Consider the following 24,063-nt stretch of genomic DNA (forward strand, 5'->3'; position numbering starts at 1 on the left):
CATTGGGCGGGCTCAGGAGCCTGTCAATGACACATCGGAACACGGCAGTTGCGCCATTGATCCGATGACCTGCGGGTCAGTGACCGGCGGCCGGTGAAAAGTCCAACAACAGCGGTCCGAATATCCAAGCGCGGGTGCTCTCGACGCCGGGCGCGCGGCGGGGCAGAGTGCACTCCATACTCACGAGTAGCCCACGCACCGCACTCCCGAGGAGCCCCCGTGACCAGCTGGGTCGGCCGCACCGCCACCGAGATCGCCGCCGCCGTACGCGAGAAGCGGGCCACGCCGCGCGAGGTGGTGGCCGAGCACCTCGAACGGATCGAGCGGCTCGACGGACGCGTCGGCGCTTTCCGGGTCGTACGGGCCGAGGCGGCGCTCGCCGAGGCCGACGAGGTGGGAGCGCGCGGCGATCTGGCCGAACTGCCGCTGGCCGGTGTGCCGGTGGCGGTCAAGGACAACCTCGCCGTGCGCGGCGAGTCCAACCGCGTGGGCTCCGCCGCCACCCCGGACACCCCGACCACCGAGGACCATGTGACGGTGGCCCGGCTGCGCGCGGCGGGCGCGGTGGTGGTGGGACTGACCAACGTGCCCGAGCTGTGCGTCTTCGGCACCACCGAGGGCGTGCACGGCACCGCCCGCAACCCCTGGGACCTGACCCGCACGGCGGGCGGCTCCTCCGGCGGCAGCGGCGCGGCGGTGGCCGCCGGCTTCACGCCGATCGCCCTCGGCAACGACGGCATGGGCTCGCTGCGCATCCCCGCCGCCAACTGCGGCCTGGTCACGATCAAGCCGGGCTACGGCGTGGTACCCGCGGGCATCGGTGACGGCGACTGGTTCGGCATGTCGGAGAACGGCCCGCTCGCCACGACGGTCGAGGACGCGCGCCTGATGCTCTCGGTCCTGGCGGACCCGGACGCGCTGCGGCCGTCCGAGCCGGGTATGCGCAGGGTCGCCGTGTCCCTGCGCAGTCCCCTGGTCGGCGTCACCGTCAGCCGGCCGTACGCCACCGCCGCCCGGGACGCCGCCGGGATCCTGATCAAGGCCGGTCACCAGGTGCGCCGCGCCGACCCGCCCTACCCCGCCTCCCTGAGCACGACCTCCCTCGCGCACTGGACGGCGGGTACGGCGGTGGACGCCCAGGGCCTCGACCGGCGTCTGCTGACCCGGCGCACCCGGGTGCACGCGGCCGTCGGGCGTCGCTTCCTGGGCTCCGTCCGGGGCGGTGACAGCCGGGATCGCCTGCGCCGCCGTATGGAGCCGTTCTTCGAGGAGCACGACGTCCTGCTGACCCCCGCGCTCGCCCGCCGCTCCCCCAAGGCGGTGGCCTGGCACGAGCGGGGCTGGCTGGCCAACATCCTCGCCAACACCAACTACTCGCCCCTGACGCCCCCGTGGAACCTCACCGGCTGGCCGGCGATGTCCGTCCCCTTCGGCACCCTCCCCTCCGGCGCCCCCACCGCCGTCCAGCTCGTGGGCCGCCCCGGCTCGGAGGCGACCCTGCTGGAACTGGCGGAACAGCTGGAGAAGTCGCATCCGTGGCAGCGCACGGCACCGCTGGACTGAGGGTGGTGTTACGGTCCCTCGCATGGCCGAACTGATCGCTCCCACCGCCCGGTTGCACTCCTCGTGGCTCGCGGCGCGTGACGAGTGGCCCGGCGCTCACCAGGACGGAGCCGGCCTCCGTCTGGTGGGCGACGACGACCTCGACAGCCCGGCGGGGTTCGCCTCCTGGGTCGAGCGGCTGCGGCAGCAGTCGGACCGCTCGCTGCCGGTCGGGGAAGGGCGCGTGCACGCCAGCCACTGGTGGATCGTCGACGGCGGTACCTACCTCGGCGCCATCGACCTCCGGCACTATCTCAACGCCTTCCTGCTGGAGGGCGGCGGACACATCGGCTACAGCGTCCGGCCCTCCGCCAGAAGACGCGGACTGGCCACACGGGCGCTGGGAACCGTTCTCCTCAAGGCACCGGCGCTCGGTCTCGACCGGGTCCTGCTCACCTGCGACGACGGCAACGTCGGTTCGGCGCGCACCATCGAGAGCAACGGTGGCGTCCTGGAGGACGTACGCAGCACCGAGGCCGGGCTCAAGCGCCGCTACTGGATCACCCTCGGCTCCCGTTGAGGCGCACCCGCGGCCACGGCTGGTCCTGCTCAGGACCGCTCCTGCCGCCGTACCGCCTCGGGCGTCACCGGGGTGAAGAAGTTGATCAGGTTGCCGTCGGGGTCGCGGAAGAGGAGGGAGCGGTTGCCCCAGGGCATCGTCGTGGGCTTCTGGACGAACTCGACGCCCAGTGACTCCAGTCGGCGGTGTTCCGCGTCGACGTCGGCGACCCGGAACTCGGTGATCACCGTGTGGTTGGCGGCCGGGCGGGCGGAGCCGGCGCCGAAGAGGGCCACGGTGCGCTCGCTCGCGACGGCCAAGGTGCAGCAGGGCGTGACGAGTTCGGCGAAGTCCGGGGTCGACCAGGTCGCCGGGACGGTGACGACCTGCTCGTAGAAGGCGACGAGGCGGGCGACGTCGTGGGTGATCACTCGGATCGAGACGAAGTTCATGAGGGCTCCTGTCAGAAGGGTGCCGGATGAAGGGACGTCCCGAACGCTAGGACCGATACCGGACAGGTTCCGCCCGGTATACGAGGCAGACTTGCCGAGTGACCACATCGACCGCCCGGGTGCTCGCCCTGCTGGAGATCCTCCAGGGAGGCGGCACCCGCACCGTCCCCGACCTGGCCGCCCGCCTCGACGTCGATGAACGCACCGTCCGCCGCTACGCCGGCCACCTGCTGGAACTCGGCGTACCGGTCGAGTCGGTGCGCGGCCGCCACGGCGGCTACCGGCTCGCCCCCGGCTACCGCATGCCGCCGCTGATGCTCACCGACGAGGAGGCGCTGGCCGTGCTGCTCGGTCTACTGGCCGCCCGGCGCACCGGGCTGGTCCCCGCGTCCGCCGCGGCCGGTGAGAGCGCGGCGGCGAAACTCCGGCGCGTCCTGCCGAAACCCCTCGGCCGACGCCTGTCGGCGCTGCTGGACACGGCCGACTTCACCGCGCCGGCCCGCTCCGGCACCGGCCCCGGGACGGACGTCCTGCTCGGGCTCGCCGAGGCGGCGCTGCACCGGCATCCGGTGGAGATCACCTACACCGACCGACAGGGCCGCGAGAGCGAGCGGACCGTGCTGCCGTACGGCCTCGTGGCCCACCTTGGACACTGGTACCTGACCGCCGCCGACCCGGGCGCCGGCGACGGGGAGACCCGTACCTTCCGGCTGGACCGCATCACCGCCATGACCGTCCGGCCCGGTTCCTTCGACGTCCCGCAGGCCTTCGATCCGGTGGCCGCCGTGCAGGACGGCCTCGCGCGGACGCCGTGGACGCACGACGTGTCCCTGCGCGTCCACGCCGACGTCGGGCACATCCGCGCCCACCTCCCCGCCCACCTCGCCACGGTGTCCCCCCTCCCGGACGCCGACGTCGAGCACGCAGGCTGGGTCCACGTCCGGATCCGGGCGGAACGCCTGGAGTGGATTCCTCCGGTCCTGGCCGCCCTGGACCGCCCGTTCGTCATCGAGCGCCCCACGGAGCTGCGCGTGCTCGTGCAGGCGCTGGCCGACCGCCTGCACCAGCACGCGAGCGCCGGCTAGGAGTGGCCGGTCATACGGCGCCGGCCTGCGGGTCCAGGGACGCGGGGTGGAACGGCGCGCGGGTCGTCCCGGCACGGCCCAACGCGGAAACCCACTGGAAGACAGGTCGCCCGCCCTGCTTCCATGGCCGCATGATGTCCACCGACCGCCTGCTCGCCTTCGCGGCGCTGTCCTTCCTGCTGATCGTGATCCCCGGTCCGAGCGTGCTGTTCGTGATCGGGCGGGCGCTCGCGCAGGGGCGCAGGGCGGCGCTGACCACCGTCGCGGGCAACACGCTCGGCGCGTATCTGCTGGTCGTGGCCGTGGCGGTCGGGATCGGGTCCGTGGTGGAGCGCTCGGTGCTCGTCTTCACGGTGCTCAAGCTGGCCGGTGCGGCTTATCTGGTGTACCTCGGCGTCAAGGCGTGGCGTGCCCGCGGTTCGCTGCGGGCCGCGTTCACGGGCGCGGAGGCGGTGCCCCACAGCGGACTGCGCACCTTCTGGGAGGGGTTCGCGGTCGGCGTGACCAACCCCAAGACCATCGTGTTCTTCGCCGCCGTACTGCCCCAGTTCGTCGAGCGCGACCGCGGGCACGTCACCCCGCAGATGCTGCTGCTCGGCCTGGTCTTCAACGCCATCGCGCTCGCGTCCGACAGCGTCTGGGGGCTGGTGGCCGCCACCGCTCGCGACTGGTTCGCCCGCTCCCCACGCCGCCTCTCCCTGGTCGGCGGGGTGGGGGGCCTGACGATGATCGGCCTGGGCGTGACCGTGGCGGTGACGGGCCGCAAGGACTAGCCGCGCGGACGGAGTTCTACAGCGCCCGGTACATGATGTGCAGGCCCACCCGGCCGTGCCTCGGGTGGTCGAAGGCCTCCGGTACGGTGCCCAGGATCGTGAAGCCGAGGGACAGCCACAGCTTGACCGCCGGGTTGGTCTCCACGACCGCGTTGAAGACCATGCCGCGATAGCCGTCCGCCCGGGCCTCGGTCAAGACGTGCTCGGCGAGGGCGCGGCCGATGCCGCGGCCCGCCTGGGCGGGGTCGACCATGAAACCGGCGTTGGCGATCCGGGCCGCCGGGCCGCCGTAGTTGGGGGTGACGAAGGCCGAGGCGACGATCGCGCCTGTCTCGTCCTCGACGACGAACACACGCTTGGCGGGCCCCATCCACAAGGACCGGGCCACCTCCTCGGAGGTGACCCGGTCCCAGGTGTAGGTCTCGCCGGCGGCGACGATACGGTGCCAGAAAGGCCAGATGCGCGGCCAGTCCGCGGCCGCGGCTTCCCTGATCTGCATGGGCGTGAGTCTGTCACGCCCATGCGGTCGGCGATCGCGAGGTTCCTGCTCGCGCGACGTCAGTCGATGCTGGGCAGGATGTGCGGCTCGGCGAGGTCGTCCTCGTAGCCCGCCAGGCGGATGGGGGCGGACCGGGCCCACACGTCCAGGCTGCCGAGTTCGCCGGGCCGGCGGCCTGCGCGCTCCGTGCGTTCCTTGGGGCGCTGTTCGCGATTCGTCTTCTCCGGTGTCACCGCGCACTCCTTATGTGTCGGGTCACCCTCGGGGCGTGCCGGCCACTTCACGGTCCGGCTCCTGACGCCCGCTCGGGTGTGAGTCGAAAGCAGTTCGGACGCGGTGGCGCCGGTAACTCGTGTGAGAACAGGCCGTTGTCTGCCGGCCCGCCCCGGGACGGACGTGGGTGTGGGTGGGACCCGGTGGTGCTGTCCGTCGGCTCCAGATTAACCAAATGAGCGGCCCCCCGCTCTATGGGGCCTGAAAACTTGGCGTTACCGTTGCAAGTCGCCCTGTTGGCTCCGTTCTTTTCCGTCACTCGTTCGGCCCAAGGGCGTGCCGAAGGCCAACGCCCGTTCCACTCTTGGTCCCAGGACCTTCCGGGAGGGGGCCGTCATGGCGTCCGTCACCTTCGACAAGGTCACCCGGCGCTTTCCGTCGGGCGCCCGTCCGGCCGTCGACTCGCTCGACCTCGAGATCGAGGACGGTGAGTTCATGGTGCTGCTCGGACCCTCCGGGTGCGGAAAGTCGACCTGTCTGCGTCTGCTCGCCGGGCTCGAGGACGTCGACTCGGGATCCATCCACATCGGCGTCCGGGACGTCACCCATCTTCCGCCCCGGGACCGCGACGTCGCGATGGTGTTCCAGAACTACGCGCTGTACCCGCATTTGTCGGCTGCCGACAACATCGGCTTCGCCCTGCGCATCGCCCGCATGCCGAGACGGCACGCGCGGCAGCGGGTGCGGTTCGCCGCCTCCGTACTCGACATCGAGGACTATCTCGGGCGCCGGCCGAGGACCCTGTCGGGTGGCGAGCGGCAGCGAGTGGCGACGGGGCGGGCGCTGGTACGGGACCCGCGGGCGTATCTGATGGACGAGCCGCTGTCCAACCTCGACGCCCGGCTGCGGGTGGAGACCCGCACACAGATCGTCCGGATGCAGCACCACCTCGGCATCACCACGCTCTACGTCACCCACGACCAGATCGAGGCGATGGCCATGGGAGACCGGCTGGCGGTGCTCAGGGACGGAGTGCTGCAGCAGGTGGGCAGGCCGCGGGACGTCTTCGCGCGCCCGGCCAACACCTTCGTGGGCGGTTTCGTCGGCTCGCCCGCGATGAACCTGTTCCGGCTGCCGCCGTCCGGGCACGGAGTGCGGCTCGACGGCCTGGAGGTGCCGCTGCCCCGGGCGACCGTGCGGGCGGCCGCGGCCGAGGGGGCGGACGCGATCGTGCTCGGCATCCGGCCCGAGGGGTTCCGGGTGCTCTCGGCCGAGGACGACTCCGGCCCCGCCCTGAACCTGGTGGTCGAGTCCGTCGAGGACACCGGCGCCGTCGTGTTTCTCCACACGTCCGCCGGGAACCTCGGGTACGTCGTCGTCCGTCTCCCCGGCCGCCCCACGCACGGCAGGGGCGCGCGGCTGCGGGTGGGCGTCCACGGCGACGCCGTGCACGCCTTCTCCGCGGTGACGGGAGAACGTCTTCCCCCTTGATTCCCCTCTGACATTGATACCCCTAGGGGGTACAGTCGCGTGGACTGGTGTCACACCGAAGGGCTGGGACCTCATGGACGCGATCCTCCACGCGCTGTCCATCACCGGATCGATGACCTGGGAGATCACCTGGGCCCTGGTGCTGGGCTTCGCGCTGTCCGCCGTCGTCCAGGCGGTGGTGCGCCGCTCCACGATCGTCCGGCTGCTCGGCGACGACCGGCCCCGCACCCTGGCCCTCGCCGCGGGCCTGGGCGCCGCCTCCTCGTCCTGTTCCTACGCCGCGGTCGCGCTCGCCCGCTCCCTGTTCCGCAAGGGCGCGAACTTCACCGCGGCGATGGCCTTCGAGATCGCCTCGACCAACCTGGTGGTCGAACTGGGCGTGATCCTGGCCCTGTTGATGGGCTGGCAGTTCACCCTGGCGGAATTCACCGGCGGCCCGGTGATGATCGTCCTGCTCGCCGTGCTGTTCCGGTTGTTCCTGCGCGAGCGCCTGCTGCGCCAGGCCCGCGAGCAGGCCGAGCGCGGGATCGCCGGATCCATGGAGGGCCATGCCGGGATGGACATGTCGGTGGGCGGCGAGGGGTCCTTCGTACGGCGGCTGCTGTCCCGGAACGGGTTCACCTCCGTCTCCCACGTGTTCGTCATGGAGTGGGCGGCGATCCTGCGGGACCTGGTGGTGGGGCTGCTCATCGCGGGGGCGATCGCGGCCTGGGTGCCCGACTCCTTCTGGCAGTCCTTCTTCCTGGAGGGGCATCCGCTCGCCGCGAAGATCGTCGGTCCGCTGCTCGGCCCGCTGGTGGCGATCGCCTCGTTCGTCTGCTCCATCGGGAACGTGCCGCTGGCGGTGGTGCTGTGGAAGGGCGGCATCAGCTTCGGCGGGGTGGTCGCGTTCATCTTCGCCGACCTGCTGATCCTGCCGATCCTGAACATCTACCGGAAGTACTACGGGCCGCGCATGACGGCCTTCCTGCTGGCGACCTTCTACGCGGCGATGGTCCTCGCCGGTTACGTGGTGGAGCTGGTCTTCGGCGGCCTCGGTCTCGTGCCGGACCAGAGCAGTGCGAAGATCCCCGACGAGGGTGTCTCCTGGAACTACACGACCTGGCTCAACATCGTCTTCCTGCTGCTCGCGGCGGTCCTGGTGTGGCGCTTCGCACGCACGGGCGGGGCGGCGATGCTGCGGATGATGGGCGGGGCACCCGGCGACGCCGACGCGGGGCACGAGCACGGGCACGGCGAGCACTCCGCACCAGCGCACCACGACGATGAGACGCACAGCGACGATCACACGCACAGCGACCACCACATGCACCAGGATCATCACTCGCACCAGGACGGTCATCACGGACCGCACTGAAGTGGCCACGCAGTTCAAGTCCCGTTGGCCGAATCGAAACACGGCCATGATCTGCTGACGGACGGCAACGGCTTGTCCGGCGGGAGGACTGACGCATGGAGCTGCGCAGTGTCGAAGAGCTGATGGATCTGCTGCACGCCTGCCGGCACCAGCACGCGCTGCGCACCGCCGCGCTGCTGCGCCGCAGCCGACCCGCCGACAAGGAACTCCAGGTGGCGGGCCTGGTGCACGACATCGGGCAGCTGATCTGCCCCGGCGACGAACGCCTCGGCGCCGAGCGCGCCGCCGAGGCCGTACGGCCCCTGCTCGGCGAGCGCGTCTACCGTCTCGTACGCCGGCACGGCCCCGACCCCGACGACGATCTCCTGCGGCTGCGGCTGGCGGACGAGGAGAGCCGGACCGCGGGGCTGGACGCCGGGGTTCTGGAAGATTGGCGCACGGTCCTGGAACTCGTCGCCGCGCGGAACTCCCGTCTCGGGGCTGTCGACTGACGGACCGTCATGAGACGGTACGGCGATGACGTCGTCGTACGCGCAGGACGGACTGAAGGACAGGGCCGCCGTCGTCACCGGCGGGACGCGCGGCATCGGGCGGGCGGTGGCGGAGCGGCTGGCCGCCGCCGGGGCGCGGGTGTGCGTGACCGCGCGGGACGCGCAGGACGTGCGGCGCACGGCCGCCGAGCTGGACGGCATCGGCGTGAGCGGCAGCGTCGCCGATCCGGGGCATCCGCGGGAGGTCGTCGAGGCCGTCATGAGCGCGTTCGGCCGGATCGACGTCGTGGTGAACAACGCGGCGACGAACCAGCCCTACGGGCCGCTCATGGAGGCCGACCCGGATGCGTGGGCAGCGGCCTTCGCGGTGAACGTCGAGGCTCCGCTGCGGCTGGTGCAGGGGGCCTGGCGGGCGTGGATGCGGGAGCACGGCGGCGCGGTGGTCAACGTCTGCACGGAGGGCGCCGGGCATGTCGGCCCGAACGTCGGGGCCTACGGCACCAGCAAGGCGGCGCTGCTGCACCTCACCCGGCAGCTCGCGGGCGAACTGGCGCCGAAGGTGCGGGTCAACGCGGTCTCCCCCGGTCTGGTGCGCACCGAGATGGCCCGGTTCGTGTGGGAGCCGGGCGAGGAGCGGCTGGCCGCCGGGCTGCCGCTCGGGCGGATCGGCGAGCCGGACGACATCGCGCGGGCGGTGGTGTGGCTTGCCTCGGACGCGGCCGACTGGATCACCGGCGCGGATCTGCTGGTGGACGGGGGTACACGCGTCAGGACGGCGTACTCCGGGCCGGAGTACGCCGTCCACGACCGGCTTCGCTCATACGCACCACCTCGCTCATGACGGTGGCTGTGGCTCCCTCACGGGAACAGCGCGATACCCAGGATGATCACCAGGACGATGCAGGCGACGAGTGCGACCGTGGCCCACGTGCCGCGGTGCTTCACCGGGCTCGTTTCGCCGCTGCCGGCGCCGCGCGGCCGGTCCTCGGGCAGTTCGGCGTTGTCGGGGCGGTCGTTGCCGTAGAACTGTTCGTCGGTCGGATACCGGTTGCGCGGGTCGTCGTGCGCTCGCGGATCAACACCGTGTGGACTGCTCATGGTCACTCCCTGACGCGGTTATCACCAGGGGGCGGGTTCCCGGCCGGCGCCGGGCCACACGCACGATCGCGGATCACCACTTCCCGGGCGCGTAGTCCTTCAGGAAGACGCCGTACAGGTCCTCGCCCTGTTCGCCGCGCACAATCGGATCGTAGACCCGCGCGGCCCCGTCGACCAGGTCGAGCGGTGCGTGGAAGCCCTCCTCGGCCAGGCGCAGCTTGTCGTAGTGGGGCCGCTCGTCGGTGATCCAGCCGGTGTCGACCGAGGTCATCAGGATGCCGTCGGTCTGGAACATCTCCTGGCCGCTGGTCCGGGTCACCATGTTCATGGCCGCCTTGGCGGCGTTGGTGTTCGGATGGCCGGCGCCCTTGTAGCCGCGGCCGAAGACGCCCTCCATGGCGGACACGTTCACGATGTAGGCCCGCTTGCCCGGCGCCCGGCGCGCGGCCTCGGCCATCGCCGGGCGCAGCTTGCTGATCAGGATGAACGGCGCCGTGTAGTTGCACAGCTGGGTCTCGAGCAGCTCCACCGGGGAGATCTGCTCGATGGTCTGCACCCAGGTGTTGGTCTCGACGACATCCGGGACCAGGCCGCCCGCGTCGATGGCGGTGCCGTCGAGGTGCCGGGCGACGCTGGCGTTGCCGGCGACCAGGGCGAGGTCGGCGACCTTCTGGGCGTCGAGGCCGCTGGTGCCGAGGGGCAGTGCGGCGAGGCCGTCGACCGCGCCGGAGTTGAAGGCGCCGATGACGTGGTGGGCGGGCAGCTCCCCGGCGGGCAGCGGGGCGCTCTCGCCGTCGACCAGGGCCGCGTAGGCGGTGGGCAGACGGCGCACGGTCTGGGTCGCGTTGTTGATCAGGATGTCCAGCGGGCCGCTCTCGGCGACCTGGTCGGCCAGCGCCACGGCCTGTGCCGGGTCGCGCAGGTCGATGCCGACGACCTCCAGCCGGTGCATCCACTGCGCCGAGTCGTCCATGGCCTTGAAGCGGCGGATGGCGTCCTTGGGGAAACGGGTGGTGATCGTGGTGTGCGCGCCGTCGCGCAGCAGGCGCAGCGCGATGTACATGCCGATCTTGGCGCGGCCGCCGGTGAGCAGGGCCCGCTTGCCGGTGAGGTCGGCGCGGGCGTCGCGCTTGCCGCGGTTGAGGCGGGCGCAGTCGGGACAGAGCTGGTGGTAGAAGTAGTCGACCTCGACGAACCGGGTCTTGCAGGTGTAGCAGGAGCGCGGGCGCTGGAGTATCCCCGCGACCCTGCCCTCCTCGGTGACCGAGGACGGCAGGATGCCCTCGGTCTCGTCGTCGATGCGCTGGGCGGAGCCGGTCGCCGTGGCCTCGGTGACCGCCTTGTCGTGCGCGGTCTTGGCGGCCCGGCGCTCCTGGCGGCGGCGCTGCTTCACGGTGCGGTAGATGCCGGCGGTGGCCCGGCGCACGGCGATCGCGTCGGGGTGGTCGACCTCCAGCTTGTCGAGTTCCTCCAGTACGCCGAGGCAGACGGCGAGCCGCTCCGGGTCGATGCCGGGCCCGTACACGACCTCGTCCGTGGCCGCCGGGCCGTCCTCTGTCACCGTCATCGCGCTGCCGTTTCCCTGATCACCGAGCGGCGCTCCGATCGCACCCGCTGTCGAAGGGTGGATTTTACGGAGCGCCGCCCCGGTCCTCCAAACTCGTCCTGATCAGGAACCGCACGCCGTGATGAGGGTCTCCACCTCCGCGGTGAGGGCCGCGGCCAGGCGGTCCAGGTCCGGTACGGCCTCGGCGTCGGCGACGAGGCCGTAGTGGACGTGGCCGCGGTAGGTGGAGACGGCGACCGCGAGGGCCTGGCCGCGGGCCAGCGGGGCGAGCGGATAGACCTCGGTGACCGGGTTGCCGCCGAGCTTCAGTCCGATGCTGGGCAGCGGGACGCTGGTGACCAGGATGTCGAACCAGAGCCGGGCGGCCTGGCCGGCCAGCGGACCGCCGAGCCTGAGGCCCAGCGGCGGCACATGGTCGGCGAGCAGCGCGACGGCGCCCGCGCCCCGGTTGGGCCCGGCGTCCTTGTTGCGGTCCATGGCCGCGCGCACCGTGCCGAGCCGGCCGAGCGGGTCGGGGTCGTCGACCGGGAGCCGTATCAGGTACCCGGAGAGCCGGTTGCCCTGCGGGGTGGCGGTGCGCGGACGGCGCTTGGAGACCGGGATCAGGGCGCGCGGCCGGACGCCCTCGCTGCCGTCGCCGCGCTCGTCCAGCCAGCGGCGCAGGGCGCCCGCGACGACCGCGATGAGCACGTCGTTGACGGTGCCGCCCTCGGACTTGCGGACGCGGTGCACATCGTCGAGGTCGATCACGACACCGGCGGTGCGGCGCCTGCCGGTGGGCTCGGCGGCCAGTGCCGACGAGGAGCGCACGCCCAGTCCGGACACGGCGAGGGACGCGCCGATGTCGAGGGCGCGCCCCGCGTCCGACACGGCGCCCCTGACCAGCCCCGGCAGTCTGCGCACATCGGGCAGGACACCGCGCCGGGGCTCCTGGGGGCGCGGCCGGCGCTCGGGCAGGTCCATCGGGTCCAGGACGGCGGCGGCGAGCGTCAGCGCCCGCAGCCCGTCGGCCAGGGCGTGGTGGAACTTGAACAGCACGGCGAAGGAGACCCCGTCCTCCCCGGGCAGCACATGTGCCTCCCACGGCGGCCGGCCGCGCTGGAGCGGACGCTCCATCAGCCGGCCCGCCGCCGCGTGGAAGTCGGCGGTGGGGGCGTGCAGCCGGACGTGGTGCAGGGGGTCGAAGCCGGGGTCGGGCTCCCGGGTGGCCCCGCCGAAGGCCAGCGGCCGGAAGGAGAAGGGCTGCCATACGTCCCTGATCCGCATCCGCAGCCCGGGCACCGCCGCGGCCCGCGCGGCGAGCAGGTCGGCGGCATGGGCGCCCGCGGTCGGAGAGTGGGCCGAGAAGACCCCGAGGGCGCCGAGATGCATGGGGTGCTCGGCGGACTCGATGTTCCAGAACGCCAGGTCGAGAGGAGCGAGCAGGTCAGAAGTCAATGGCTTGCCTCGCATCGACGAAGGGTGAGCCAGCAGTCAACCCCCGACAAGCGATTACGGTCAAGTACGATCAAGCTACGCTCAGTTAACAACTGATTAAGTCCCGCCCCTCTGGAAGGGGCGGGACTCAGGAAACACCTGTGGTTACTTCAGCGCGGGGGGCGCCGCCAGGGCCGAGGTACCCCACTCAGACGGGTGCGGGCCGACCGTGAACGACAGCGAGCGCAGGGCGCGCAGCCCGCCGGTCGTCAGGTAGGTCCGGTCGTACGCCTTTCCGTCCGTGCGGGCCGACTGGATGTACCGGTCGGTGCCGGACGTGCCGGGTGCGGAGATGCTCAGGGCGCCGTGCGGGTAGTAGCGCCGGTCCAGGGTCAGGTCGACCCGGTCGAAGACCGGCGTGGACAGGCCCCAGGTGTCGTAGCCGGGCTGCACCGGGAAGATCCCGATCGACGACAGCACGTTCCAGGCGGACATGGTGCCGAGGTCGTCGTTTCCGGTCATGCCGGTCGGGGTGTCGGTGAAGAGGGTCAGCGCCGCGTGCACGACGTCGGTGGTCTTCCAGGGCTGACCGGTCGACAGATAGGTGTACGGGGCGATGAGGTCGGGCTCGTTCTGCGGGTTGTACTTGTCGGCGTTGTAGTAGTCGTAGGGCCCGTTGACCCACACCTCGCGGGCCGTCCTCGCCGGGTCGGCGAGCAGTTGGTCGTAGGCGAAGAAGGAGTCGAGCCGGGCGTTGGCCGCCTGTTCGCCCCCGATCAGGGAGACCATCCCGGGCAGGTCCTGCGGCACCAGCCACTGGTACTGCCAGGACGTGCCCTCGTGGAAGCCCTCGCTCTGCGCCGGGTCGGCCGGGCCGGTGAAGGCGCCGGAGGCGTCACGGGCGCGGAAGAAGCCGGTCGAGGGGTCGAAGATGTTCCGGTAGCTCTGGGCGCGGGCGGCATAGCGCGCCGCGTCGCCCGAGTGGCCGAGGTCGCGGGCCATCTGGGCGAGCATCGCGTCCGACAGGGCGTACTCCAGGGTGGCCGAGGCCCCGTGGTCGTAGTCCGAGTCGCCGGGCTTCACGTGCGGGCGGCCCTTGATGTACGGGGCGAAGCCCTCGGCGACGTACTCCTTGTCGGCCTCCCGGCCGACCGCCGGGGAGTCCGCGGGCGGCACCCCGTCGGCGTTGCGCTTCAGCGCCCGGTAGGCCCGCTCCTCGTACCCCTTGAGCAGTCCCTGCTGGTAGGCGTTGGTCAGGAACGGGGTGACCGGGTCGCCGGTCATGATGTTCGTCTCGACCGTGCCGTAGCCCCACTTGGGCAGCCAGCCGCTCTCCTCGGAGATCTTGATGACCGAGATCGCCATGTCCCGGGCCTCGTGCGGCGCGAGCAGGGACAGCAGCTGGGACTGGGTGCGGTAGGTGTCCCACAGGGACCAGTTCTGGTAGTAGGTGAAGCCGTCGGTGCGGTGGATCCGCTGGTCCCAGCCGGTGTAGCGGCCGTCGGCGTCGCTGCCGATGTTGGGCGCGAGGAAGGACCGGTACAGGGACGAGTAGAAGGTCCGCCGCAGGCTGTCGTCGCCGCCCTTGACGCGCACGTCGTCGAGCCGGTCCTCCCAGGCCCGTTGCGCTCCGTGGCGTACGGCGTCGAAGGAACGCCCGCCCTCGGCGCGGAGGTTGACGGCCGCGCCGTGCGCGTCGACGTAGGACAGGGCGGTCGTCGCCTCGACGGTGCGGTCCTTGGTCGTGTCGAAGCGGACGTAGGCGCCGTCCCGGCCGGCCTTCGAGCCCGAGGTCGCGGTCGGGCCGTCCCAGGTGCCGTACGCGGTGAAGGGCCGGTCGAAGCGGGTGATCGTGTAGACGGTGTAGGGCTTGGTGTCCTGGCAGAAGCCGCGGCCCGTGATGGCGGTGCGCACGGTGCGGTTGTCGAGGATCTCGACCGCGGAGGAGACGCCGGTGTGCAGCGACTGGGCCGCGTTGAGCAGGATGTTGGCCTTGCCGGTGGCCGGGAAGGTGTAGCGCTGCACGCCGGTGCGCCGTGTCGCCGTCAGCTCGGCCTTGATGCCGGTCTTCAGGCCGACCTCGTAGTAGCCGGGGCTCGCCGTCTCGTCGTCGTGGCTGAACTCGGCGGCGTACCGCGCGTAGTCGGTCTGGGTGACGTCACCGGTGGTGGGCAGCACCGGCAGGTCGCCGCCGAGGCCGCAGCCGACGCCCGACAGGTGCACCAGGGAGAAGCCGCGGATGTGGTTCTGGGAGTAGTCGTAGCCGGTGTTGTGGCCGGTGTCGGGGGAGAACTGCACCATGCCGAAGGGCACGGCGGCACCGGGATAGGTGTTGCCCTCGTTCTCGGTGCCGATGAACGGGTTGACCAGGCTGGTCAGTTGAGCGTCGCTCGGCTCGGCGGCCCGGGCGGTGACGGGAGCGGCGAGCAGCGCGGACGCCGCCACCGCCCCCGCCGTGCACAGGCGCAGGCGCCGGGTCCATCTCATGTCGGGAGTCCTCCGGAAGGGGTGGGGGTCAGGTGGTCGAGGGGCACCCTGCGGGAACCGCCATGGAAGCGTCCTGGATCAGGGCCCGCTGGGCGGCGCGCACACGCCGGGCGTCCGGCTTGAGCACCTCGCGGTCGTAGGTGAGCAGGCCGTTGAGCTCGCCCTCGACGTCCGAGATCTGCGTGTAGACCGCGCCGTTGCCGCCCTCGCAGGCGAGAGCGCGCACCTCGGCGAGCTTGGCGAGGTAGTCGTCGGTGTAGGTCGCCGGGTCGACGTCGACGTACGACTGCTGCACGGACCAGGCGTGACCGGGCACCGCCAGCCCCAGGCCGCCGTACTCGCCGCTGACCAGGGCGCGTCGACCGTCCGGGTGGGGTGGCAGGGCGGGGCTGGGATAGCCGTGCTCGTCCATGATGTCGCCGGTGCCGCCGTCGTCCCCGAGGTTCAGCCCCGACATGGAGTCGACCAGCCGGGACGGGTCCCACGCTTTGGCCTGGTCGGCGATGCGGGCCATGTCGTACTGGCCCCAGCCCTCGTTGAAGGTGACCCACATGACCACCGAGGGGCTGCTGATGTGCTCGTCGATGATCTGCTTCATCTCGCGCTCGAACTCGGCACGGGCGGCGGGAGACGGGTTCACCCCGGCCGTCATCGCGGGCATGTCCTGCCACACCATCAGGCCCAGCCGGTCGGCCCAGTAGAACCAGCGGTCCGGCTCGACCTTGATGTGCTTGCGCACGGCGTTGAAACCGAGCTGCTTGTGCACCTTGAGGTCGTACGCCAGAGCCTCGTCGGTCGGGGCGGTGTAGAGGCCGTCGGGCCAGAAGCCCTGGTCGAGGGTGGCCATCATGAAGACCGGCTTGCCGTTGAGGAGGGTGCGGGGGACGCCGTTCACCTTCTCGACGGAGATCGAGCGCATGCCGAAGTAGCTGCCGACGCGGTCGGCGCCGACGGTGACCTTCAGGCCGTAGAGGAAGGGATCGTCGGGCGACCACAGGCGCGGTCTGTCGAGGGTGAGCGTGAGCGGGCCGCCGGTCCGGCCGCGCGCCGTGGCGACCTCGCGCTTCCCGTCGTACACGGTCGCCGTGATCGGTACGCCGGCGCGCACGCCCTGCGCCTCCACCGTCAGCCGGCTCCTCGCGACGTCCGGGACGAGCTTCAGCGCGTCCACGTGGTCGGGCGCCACCGGCTCCATCCACACCGTCTGCCAGATGCCCGAGGTCGGCGTGTACCAGATGCCGCTCGGGTCCAGGCGCTGTTTGCCGAGGGGCGGGTTCTCGCCGTCGGCCGCGTCGGTGGGGTCGTACACGCCGACGATCAGCTCCTGGGTGCGGCCGGGCTTCAGCGCGTCGGTGATGTCGGCGCTGAACTTGTCGTAACCGCCCTGGTGTTCGGTGACCTTGGTGCCGTTGACGTAGACCTCGGCCCGCCAGTCGACGGCCCCGAAGTTGAGCCGCAGCCGCTTGCCCGAGCCGATCCTCCAGCCGGCGGGGACCGTGAAGGTGCGGCGGTACCACATGCGGTCCTCGTGCCGTTCCAGCCCGGAGAGCTGGGACTCGACGGGGTACGGGACGAGGATGTGCTCGGCGAGGTTCCTGCCGACCGGCGGCCGTTCCCCCGCCGTCGCCGCGGCGAACTGCCAACGCCCGTTGAGGTTGCGCCAGTCGGCGCGGGTCAGTTGTGGGCGCGGGTACTCGGGGTGGGCGTTGTCGGGGCCGACCTGGTCGGCCCATTTCGTGCGCAGTTCGTTGGTGGAGCGGTTGGGGCCGCTGGACCAGAACGCCTTGACAACGTTGCCGTCCGCGCGGGTGAGGCCGCCGCTGCCGTCGTAGCGGACGTCGGCGGTGCCGCGGGCGGTGCCCGTCTTGTTGCCGACGACGGGCTGGGTGAGCGGGATCAGGAGCGACCTGTTGTCGGACGGGTCCAAGGCCGCTTTGCCCAAAGGCCACTTGGCTCCGCCGATCACCGCTTGGAGGTGGTCGGTGAGGCCGGCCGGGGGTGCCGCGAGGGGCTGGGCGAAGTCGAGCTTGAGGGTGCGGCCGGTGGCGAGGACCGTGGTGGCGACGGCGCCGTCGTAGTCGAAGCCGTCGGGCAGCCGGAACGCGGACTGCGGGACGGGCGCCTTGGTGCCGCCGGGCTCGGTCCAGCGCAGGTGGAGGTTGGAGCCGCCGTAGTGCTCGAAGTACTCGACCTTGATGTCGTAGGCGCGTCCCGCGGTCAGGTCGACCGGCTGGCCGGTCTGTTCGTTGTCCCAGTCGTCCACCCAGTGGTCGATGACGAGCTGTCCGCCGATCCAGAGGCGGAAACCGTTGTCGCCGATGATCGAGAAGGTGTGCGGGCCGGTCCTCTCCGGGACGATCTTCCCGGTCCAGCGGACGCTGACGTCGTCGGACCGTCCGGTGGTGAACGCCAGGCGCGGCTCGAGGTTGTCGAAGTCGAGGTTCGGGTCGAAGCCGGTCGCCTTGAGCTCATGGAAGTCGAAGGCGCCGGGCGCGGACTGGGTGTAGTACTCGCCCTTCAGGCCGTGGACCTCCACCGGGTCGCCGGCGGCGGTCGCGGCGGGGACGGCGGCGAGCCCGGCGATGCCGAGTGCGAGGGCCAGAAGTAACGCGAGTCGGTCTCTGAGGCGTGCCAGGTGCACGGAAAACCTCCATAACAACGTTGTCATGGACAGCAGTTGGCATGACAGCACGGATTCCGCATCGCGTCCAGGGACATGACAAGACAGTGACCCCGGTGGCCGGGCCGCGAGAGGGGCGGAGAATGGGACAAGGGGTCGATCTCTGCGGGAAGAAGGCGAGAGAGATGCCGAAGGTTTCCAGGCAGTCGGCCACACAGGGCGGGGACTTCGGCCCCGTCGTGGACCGTGCCGAGGAGGTCGAGTCCTACGCCGTGGACTTCCTGACGTTCCGCGAGGACATCGACCACCGGCCCCTGCTCAAGGGGCTGCCCGACGATCGGTGCCAGTGCCCGCACTGGGGGTATGTCTTCAAGGGGGAACTCGTCTTCCACTACGCCGACCGGGACGAGACGTACGAGGCCGGCGACGCCTTCTACGCGCCGCCGGGCCACGCGCCCACGCACACCGCGCCGGGCACCGAGTACCTCCAGTTCAGCCCGGCCGACGAGCTGCAGCGGACCAGCGAGGTGATCATGAAGAACTTCGAGTCGATGCGCCCGCCCGGCTGACCCTCCCGCCCGCTACGACACCACCTGCCCCTTCCCGAGGGCGATCACCCCGCCCTTGGAGACGGTGTACAGCTCCGCGTCCCGTTCCGGGTTGACGCCGATCGTCGCGCCCGGCGGAACCTCCACGTTCTTGTCCAGGACCGCCCCGCGCACGATGGCACCGCGCCCGATGTGGACGTTGTCGTGCAGCACCGAGCCCTGCACCACCGCGCCCGGGTCGACCAGGACACCCGGCGACAGCACGGAGCGGGTGACCTGGCCGCGGATCAGGCAGCCGGCGCTGATGATGGACTCGCTGGCGATCCCGCCCGCGTTGAACCGGGCCGGGGAGAGCTGGTTGGAGTGGGTGTAGATGGGCCACTGCCGGTTGAAGAGGTTGAAGGCGGGCCGCTCGGCGATCAGGTCCATGTGGGCGTCGTAGTACGCGTCGAGGGTGCCCACGTCCCGCCAGTAACCGCGGTCCCGGGTGGTCTCGCCGGGCACGTGGTTGGCGCTGAAGTCGTACAGCTGGGCCTCGCCCCGCTCGGTGAGCTGGGGCAGGATCGAGCCGCCCATGTCGTGCACGGAAGTTCCGTCCTCGGCGTCCCGCTGCAATGCCTCGATCAGTGCCTTCGTGGTGAAGATGTAGTTGCCCATGGAGGCGAACACGCACTCCGGGTCGTCCGCGAGGCCCGGCGGGTCGGCGGGCTTCTCCAGGAAGCGCTCCACCGTCAGCCCGTCCGAGCCCGGGGTGATCACACCGAACTGCGAGGACTCCGAGCGCGGCACCCGGATACCGGCCACCGTGACGCCCGCCCCGCTCTCGATGTGCTGGGCGAGCATCTGCCGCGGGTCCATCCGGTAGACGTGGTCGGCGCCGAACACCACCACGTACTCGGGCCGCTCGTCGTAGATCAGGTTCAGCGACTGCAGGATCGCGTCCGCGCTGCCCAGGTACCAGCGCGGGCCGAGCCGCTGCTGGGCCGGGACCGGGGTGACGTAGTTGCCGAGCAGACTGGACATCCGCCAGGTGGTGGTGATGTGCCGGTCCAGCGAGTGCGACTTGTACTGCGTCAGTACACAGACGCGCAGGATGTCGCCGTTGACGAGGTTGGACAGGACGAAGTCGACGAGACGGTACGTCCCGCCGAAGGTGACCGCTGGTTTCGCGCGGTCGGCTGTCAGGGGCATCAGGCGTTTGCCTTCTCCGCCCGCAAGGACGATCCCGAGCACCGAAGGTCCGCCACGACGCATGACCGCTCCCCTCACCGTGGTTGATCCATGCCTGCCCCTGGGCGAGGCGGAGTAAGCCTGTTCGAAGAACTCCCGACCGTTCTATTCCTGTTTGAGGATCTCTTCGTAAAGCCCGACCGTACGGCGGGCGACGGCGTCCCAGCCGAACTCCTCCACCGCGCGCACCCGCCCGGCCTCACCCATCCGCCGGGCCCCTTCAGGATCGCCGATCACCGCGTCCAGTGCTCGCGCGAGGGCCGCCTCGAAGTCGTCGTCCACCGGGACGAGTACCCCGGTACGGCCGTCGTCCACGACCTCGGGGATGCCGCCCACCCGGGAGGCCACCACGGACGTGCCGCAGGCCATCGCCTCCAGGTTCACGATGCCGAGGGGCTCGTACACCGACGGGCAGACGAACACCGCCGCATGGGTGAGCAGCTGGATCACCTCCGGCCGCGGCAGCATCTGCGGGATCCAGTGCACGCCCTCACGGACCCGGCTCAGCTCCTGGTAGAGATCGCGGAACTCCTGGTCGATCTCCGGTGTGTCCGGCGCGCCCGCGCAAAGCACGACCTGCGCGGCCGGATCGATGTCCCGCACGGCCCGCAGCAGGTGCGGTACGCCCTTCTGACGGGTGATCCGGCCGACGAACAGGATGAACGGGCGGGTGCGGTCGAGGCCGATCCGGTCGAGCACGTCGGTGCCGTGGTCGGGGCGGTAGAGCGTGGTGTCGATGCCGTTGTGCACGATGTGGACCTTGGCCGGATCCAGCGTCGGGTAGCAGGTGAGGATGTCCTCGCGCATGGCCCCGGACACGGCGATGACGGCGTCGGCGCTCTCGATCGCGGTGCGCTCGGCCCAGCTGGAGAGCGCGTATCCGCCGCCGAGCTGCTCGGCCTTCCAGGGGCGCAACGGCTCCAGCGAGTGGGCGGTCATCACGTGCGGGACGCCGTACAGCATCTTGGCCAGGTGGCCGCCGAGGTTGGCGTACCAGGTGTGGGAGTGCACCAGCTCGCGGCCTTCGAGACCGGCGGCCATGGCGAGGTCCACGGAGAAGGTGCGCAGCGCGTCGTTGGCGGTGTCCAGGGCGGCCCAGGAGCGGTGCCGTGCGACGCCCACCCCGCGGCCCTCGCCCCAGCAGTGCACCTCGAGGTCGACCAGGGAACTCAACTCCCGGGCGAGGAACTCGACATGGACACCCGCGCCGCCGTACACGTCCGGCGGGTACTCCCGGGTCAGCAGTCCGACTCGCACCCGCAACTCCCTGTTTCGGCGACCGGTTCCTTCATGGTCACCCAGATGAGCCGCGCGCGGAAGAGCGCGGGGCTCGTGTGAAGCAACAGTCGCCGCACACTCCCCCACCGGGCACCCGGTAGTAGAGGCAGCAGCTGCGGCGCCGGAGGGTGTCGGTGAGGGTGCCGGCCAGAAGGGGGTGGGCGAGGAGGGCGGCGGTGCGGGAACGGGTGCGCGTGGCGGCCTCCTCGTCGCCCCGCACGCGGGCCCAGTGCTCCAGCTGGCGGGCGGTTCCGGCCAGCGCGGAGGCCGCGTTGCCCCACAGCAGGCCGGGGGCGACGCGGTGATGGGCGCGCAGGGCCCTGGCGAGCGGTTCGAGGTGGCCGCGCAGGACGACGTCCGCGATCGTCGCGGGGTCGGCGGGCAGGGGACGGACCTCGGAGAGCCAGAGGTCGTCGGGGGCGCTCGCGCCGGGGTCCCAGCGCAGCAGCCCGGGGGCGAGGTCGGGGATGCGGCCGTAGCGGGCCGCGCACCCGAGGGTGACCGACCACAGCCGGGCGGCGAGCCCCTGCTGGGCCACCGAGGCGGCGATCCGGGGTTCCGGGGCGCGCAGCGCGGCGCCGACCTTCTCCACCCGGAAAGTCAGCGTATTTCCGTAAACCTCCGAAGGGCGACTTTCGTACGTCTGCGCGAGACTGGGAAGAGGCGCCGCCGGTCCCGCGCCCACGCGCAGGACGAAGAAGCCGCCCAGCGCTTCGAGCGCGGCGAGATCGGGGTCGAGGTAGGGCTCCGGGTCCACGAACAGCAGTAGTACCAAGGTCCCTAGGGGTTCCTCCCAGGGGGTGTCCACCCCGGGTCACCCACCCTGGGGAGGACAGTGCCCGATTCGTACTCCATCGGCAGTAGGACCCATTGGGTGCTCAGGGACGACGACGGGAACAGATCGACAAGGCATCGTGTTCGCTATGAAGGCCGACCGTTCGCCGCGCAGGGGCAACCGCCCCCGCCTCACGCAGAGGAGCAGCTGCTCATGAGCGCCCTCGCGTTGTCCGTGATCCTCTCCCTCGTCTCCGCCGTCGCCTACGCCGGCGGGGCGATCGTGCAGGAGCGCGTGGCGGTGACCTCCCCCGGCGAGCAGTACGCGCCGCTGCGCCGGCCCGGCTGGTGGGCCGCGGTGGCGCTGAACGGCCTCGGCGGTCTGCTGCACGTGGCGGCGCTGGCCTACGGTCCGCTCAGCCTGGTGCAGCCGCTCGGGGCCCTGACCATCGTGCTGGCGCTGCCGATGGCGGCGCTGTTCGTGGGCCGCAAGGCCGGTTCCACCGCCTGGCGGGGCGCGATCATGGCGACCGTGGGTCTCGCCGGTCTGCTGTCCCTGGTCGGCGCGTCCGACGAGCAGTCGCTGGACACGGCGCAGCGGGTGGCGGTGGCCGCGGTCACCGGCGGCGCGGTCGTGGCCCTCATGATCGCGGGCCGGGCCGCCCACCGGCACCCGGCGGTGCGCAGCATGCTGCTCGCCACCGCGTCCGGCATAGCCTTCGGCATGTCCTCGGTCTTCACCAAGGTCGTCGCGGTCGACTGGGCCGGCGGTGTGACGCTCTCGGACGTGCCCTCACTCGCCGTGATCGGCGTCTTCGCCACGGCCGGACTGCTGCTGTCGCAGGCCTCCTACCGGGGCGCCGGCCTCGCCGCCCCGCTGGCCACCCTCACCGTCGTCAACCCGGTGATAGCGGCCGCGGTCGGCATCACGATGTTCGGCGAGACCTTCCGCTACGGAAGCACCGGCACCGCTCTCGCGCTGAGCTGCGGCGTGGTGGCGGCGGGTGGCCTGATCCTGCTGACGACGGAGCGCATCGCCCGCACCGCCGCCGAGGAGTCCGCGCCGGCCCTGCCCGAGCAGACCGCCCCCGGGCCGTTCCCCGCCGAGCTCCCCGAGGAGCCGGTGGCCCAACTCCCCGCGGGGATCGTGGTCCCCACCCAGGTGGGCCCCACGTTCCTGGCGGTGGCCTACGTCGAGAACGACGAGGAGACTCCCGACCCGGCCCGTTACCGCTTCTACGGCCCCTTCTACGGCGGCTCGTACGTCCCGGCGCCGGCCGTCCACCGGCGCCGGGAGCGGGTCAGATCCTGACGCCGCCGGCCCTCAGATACCTCAGAGGGTCGATGTCCGAACCGAAACCGGGCCCCGTCCGCACCTCGAAGTGCAGATGCGGGCCCGTGGCGTTGCCGGTGGCCCCCGAGCGCCCGATGCGCTGGCCCTCGCTCACGCTCTGCCCCGCCCGCACGGAGATCGCCGACAGATGGCCGTACTGGGTGTAGCGGCCGTCCGCGTGCCGGATCACCACCTGGTAGCCGTACGAGCCGCCCCAGCCGGCGGTGACGACCCGGCCCGCCGCGACCGACCGCACCGAGGTGCCGGTGGGGACGGGGAAGTCGACGCCGGTGTGGTAGCCCTTCGACCACGAGGAGCCGGCCACGTGATAGCCGGTGCCGATCGGCCCGCCCACCGGGGCGATCAGGGAGTGGTGAGGGGTGGTGGTCCGCTTCTCCTCGGTGGCCGGAGCGGCCTCCTTCGTCGACGACTTCGCCGACGCGGTGTGCGTGGTGGTCGCCTTGGCCCGCAGGTCGAGCCGCTGGCCCGGCAGGATGAGGTCGGGGTCGGACCCGATGGTCCGGCGGTTTGCCGCGTACAGCCGCTGCCAACCGCCGCGTACGTGCTGGGTGTCGGCGATCTCGGAGAGGCTGTCGCCGCGCACCACGGTGTACATCTCGGCCGTGCCCGCCCTCGACTGGGGCGTGGACTCCGGCTGGACGTCCCGCACGGACGTCTTCTTCCTGGTCGACGTCTGCTCGGTGGACGTCTGGTGAGTGGACGTCCGGTGGGTGGACGTGCCGTCGGTGTGCAGGTCCGGCGTGTCCCCGCCGCGCGTCAGCCCGGCCTGGACCGAGCACACGGGCCAGGCGCGCGGCCCCTGTCCCCGAAGTACCTTCTCCGCGACGGCTATCTGCTGGTCCTTGGTGGCCAGATCCGCGCGCCCGGCGTACACCGTGCCGCCGTAGGCCTCCCAGGTGGACTGGGTGAACTGCAGCCCGCCGTAGAAGCCGTTGCCGGTGTTGATGCTCCAGTTGCCGGAGGACTCGCAGGCGGCGACCTTGTTCCAGGTGGACACGTCGGCCGCGTGCGCGGTGCCGGCGCCGATCAGCGGGATCGCCATGCCCGCGCTGGAGGCGGTGACGGTCAGTGAGGCTCGGTTGATCCTGTTCGGCTGATACCGGCGGTGCCGGCCGCGTACGGCCATGGAGATCCCCCTCGACATGCGTCAGGAGGGCCAAAAGTAAGCGTGCCGAACAGGCCATGACAAGACGGCAATCGGCCGCCCTGTCCCGCAAGGAACCAGGAAT

General features: G+C 71.4%; 22 protein-coding genes. 10 read left to right on the plus strand and 12 right to left on the minus strand.

All coding sequences use genetic code 11. The features are described from left to right. The first annotated feature begins 219 nt into the window (after nucleotides 1-219). Nucleotides 220-1,563 (plus strand): amidase, encoded by a 1,344-nt coding sequence (locus ABZ453_RS24390; protein ID WP_359017639.1) that lies wholly within the window; start codon nucleotides 220-222, stop codon nucleotides 1,561-1,563. Between the two features lie 22 nt (nucleotides 1,564-1,585). Continuing rightward, a complete protein-coding gene (locus ABZ453_RS24395; RefSeq protein WP_359017641.1) occupies nucleotides 1,586-2,122 on the plus strand; it encodes a GNAT family N-acetyltransferase in 537 nt (178 codons plus the stop codon). A gap of 29 nt (nucleotides 2,123-2,151) precedes the next feature. Here the strand turns inward: ABZ453_RS24395 and ABZ453_RS24400 are convergent, their stop codons facing one another. Beyond that, the gene (locus ABZ453_RS24400) at nucleotides 2,152-2,553 is read right to left on the minus strand and encodes a VOC family protein (RefSeq protein ID WP_359017643.1); all 402 of its coding nucleotides are present in this window, start codon (nucleotides 2,551-2,553) and stop codon (nucleotides 2,152-2,154) included. 98 nt (nucleotides 2,554-2,651) lie between these two features. On the opposite strand from ABZ453_RS24400, the gene ABZ453_RS24405 reads away from it, so the two are divergent. Both ABZ453_RS24405 and ABZ453_RS24410 read left to right on the plus strand, forming a co-directional pair. Then, nucleotides 2,652-3,638: a WYL domain-containing protein gene (locus tag ABZ453_RS24405; RefSeq protein WP_359017645.1), complete on the plus strand. Its 987-nt coding sequence runs from the start codon at nucleotides 2,652-2,654 to the stop codon at nucleotides 3,636-3,638. 131 nt (nucleotides 3,639-3,769) lie between these two features. Continuing rightward, complete coding sequence (locus ABZ453_RS24410; RefSeq protein WP_359017647.1) at nucleotides 3,770-4,411, plus strand: LysE family translocator; 642 nt, start codon at nucleotides 3,770-3,772, stop codon at nucleotides 4,409-4,411. Between the two features lie 16 nt (nucleotides 4,412-4,427). On the opposite strand, the gene ABZ453_RS24415 is transcribed toward ABZ453_RS24410, so the two are convergent. Then, nucleotides 4,428-4,910, minus strand: coding sequence for a GNAT family N-acetyltransferase (locus tag ABZ453_RS24415; protein ID WP_359017649.1), 483 nt, complete (start codon nucleotides 4,908-4,910; stop codon nucleotides 4,428-4,430). 59 nt (nucleotides 4,911-4,969) lie between these two features. Then, entirely contained in the window at nucleotides 4,970-5,194 is a 225-nt protein-coding gene (locus ABZ453_RS24420) for a hypothetical protein (protein ID WP_165954984.1), read from the minus strand. 325 nt (nucleotides 5,195-5,519) lie between these two features. On the opposite strand from ABZ453_RS24420, the gene ABZ453_RS24425 reads away from it, so the two are divergent. The 4 genes from ABZ453_RS24425 (at nucleotide 5,520) to ABZ453_RS24440 (ending at nucleotide 9,303) form a co-directional block, all read left to right on the plus strand. Next, a complete protein-coding gene (locus ABZ453_RS24425; RefSeq protein WP_359017651.1) occupies nucleotides 5,520-6,614 on the plus strand; it encodes an ATP-binding cassette domain-containing protein in 1,095 nt (364 codons plus the stop codon). A 73-nt stretch (nucleotides 6,615-6,687) separates the two neighbouring features. After that, the gene (locus ABZ453_RS24430) at nucleotides 6,688-7,971 is read left to right on the plus strand and encodes a permease (protein ID WP_359017653.1); all 1,284 of its coding nucleotides are present in this window, start codon (nucleotides 6,688-6,690) and stop codon (nucleotides 7,969-7,971) included. Nucleotides 7,972-8,066: 95 nt separating this feature from the next. Next, nucleotides 8,067-8,462, plus strand: coding sequence for an HD domain-containing protein (locus ABZ453_RS24435; RefSeq protein ID WP_359017655.1), 396 nt, complete (start codon nucleotides 8,067-8,069; stop codon nucleotides 8,460-8,462). Between the two features lie 25 nt (nucleotides 8,463-8,487). After that, nucleotides 8,488-9,303 carry an SDR family oxidoreductase gene (locus ABZ453_RS24440; protein WP_359017657.1) on the plus strand — a complete coding sequence of 272 codons (816 nt, stop codon included), beginning with the start codon at nucleotides 8,488-8,490 and terminating at the stop codon, nucleotides 9,301-9,303. A gap of 17 nt (nucleotides 9,304-9,320) precedes the next feature. Here the strand turns inward: ABZ453_RS24440 and ABZ453_RS24445 are convergent, their stop codons facing one another. The 5 genes from ABZ453_RS24445 to ABZ453_RS24465 form a co-directional block, all read right to left on the minus strand. After that, the gene (locus ABZ453_RS24445; protein ID WP_133046531.1) at nucleotides 9,321-9,560 is read right to left on the minus strand and encodes a hypothetical protein; all 240 of its coding nucleotides are present in this window, start codon (nucleotides 9,558-9,560) and stop codon (nucleotides 9,321-9,323) included. Between the two features lie 73 nt (nucleotides 9,561-9,633). Then, nucleotides 9,634-11,127, minus strand: coding sequence for an SDR family NAD(P)-dependent oxidoreductase (locus tag ABZ453_RS24450; protein WP_359017660.1), 1,494 nt, complete (start codon nucleotides 11,125-11,127; stop codon nucleotides 9,634-9,636). 102 nt (nucleotides 11,128-11,229) lie between these two features. Beyond that, entirely contained in the window at nucleotides 11,230-12,564 is a 1,335-nt protein-coding gene (locus ABZ453_RS24455) for a wax ester/triacylglycerol synthase family O-acyltransferase (protein WP_359017790.1), read from the minus strand. Between the two features lie 144 nt (nucleotides 12,565-12,708). Further along, the gene (locus ABZ453_RS24460; protein ID WP_359017661.1) at nucleotides 12,709-15,030 is read right to left on the minus strand and encodes a GH92 family glycosyl hydrolase; all 2,322 of its coding nucleotides are present in this window, start codon (nucleotides 15,028-15,030) and stop codon (nucleotides 12,709-12,711) included. Between the two features lie 28 nt (nucleotides 15,031-15,058). Continuing rightward, nucleotides 15,059-17,671, minus strand: coding sequence for a PA14 domain-containing protein (locus tag ABZ453_RS24465; protein ID WP_359017664.1), 2,613 nt, complete (start codon nucleotides 17,669-17,671; stop codon nucleotides 15,059-15,061). 164 nt (nucleotides 17,672-17,835) lie between these two features. On the opposite strand from ABZ453_RS24465, the gene ABZ453_RS24470 reads away from it, so the two are divergent. Further along, nucleotides 17,836-18,219 carry a cupin domain-containing protein gene (locus ABZ453_RS24470; protein ID WP_359017666.1) on the plus strand — a complete coding sequence of 128 codons (384 nt, stop codon included), beginning with the start codon at nucleotides 17,836-17,838 and terminating at the stop codon, nucleotides 18,217-18,219. A 12-nt stretch (nucleotides 18,220-18,231) separates the two neighbouring features. Here the strand turns inward: ABZ453_RS24470 and glgC are convergent, their stop codons facing one another. The 3 genes from glgC to ABZ453_RS24485 form a co-directional block, all read right to left on the minus strand. Further along, on the minus strand, nucleotides 18,232-19,452 hold the full coding sequence (gene glgC, locus ABZ453_RS24475; protein WP_359017668.1) for a glucose-1-phosphate adenylyltransferase: 1,221 nt from the start codon (nucleotides 19,450-19,452) through the stop codon (nucleotides 18,232-18,234). An 81-nt stretch (nucleotides 19,453-19,533) separates the two neighbouring features. Continuing rightward, on the minus strand, nucleotides 19,534-20,685 hold the full coding sequence (gene glgA / locus ABZ453_RS24480; protein ID WP_359017670.1) for a glycogen synthase: 1,152 nt from the start codon (nucleotides 20,683-20,685) through the stop codon (nucleotides 19,534-19,536). Nucleotides 20,686-20,722: 37 nt separating this feature from the next. After that, a complete protein-coding gene (locus tag ABZ453_RS24485; RefSeq protein ID WP_359017672.1) occupies nucleotides 20,723-21,481 on the minus strand; it encodes a (2Fe-2S)-binding protein in 759 nt (252 codons plus the stop codon). Nucleotides 21,482-21,694: 213 nt separating this feature from the next. Here ABZ453_RS24485 and ABZ453_RS24490 point away from each other — a divergent pair, with 213 nt between their 5' ends. Beyond that, nucleotides 21,695-22,792, plus strand: coding sequence for a DMT family transporter (locus tag ABZ453_RS24490; protein WP_359017674.1), 1,098 nt, complete (start codon nucleotides 21,695-21,697; stop codon nucleotides 22,790-22,792). Here the strand turns inward: ABZ453_RS24490 and ABZ453_RS24495 are convergent. Continuing rightward, nucleotides 22,782-23,960 (minus strand): transglycosylase family protein, encoded by a 1,179-nt coding sequence (locus tag ABZ453_RS24495; RefSeq protein ID WP_359017676.1) that lies wholly within the window; start codon nucleotides 23,958-23,960, stop codon nucleotides 22,782-22,784. The genes ABZ453_RS24490 and ABZ453_RS24495 overlap by 11 nt on opposite strands. Between the last annotated feature and the right edge of the window lie 103 nt (nucleotides 23,961-24,063).

Origin of the sequence: Streptomyces sp. NPDC005799, assembly GCF_040630525.1 — a bacterium.
Lineage (GTDB): Bacteria > Actinomycetota > Actinomycetes > Streptomycetales > Streptomycetaceae > Streptomyces > Streptomyces griseorubiginosus_B.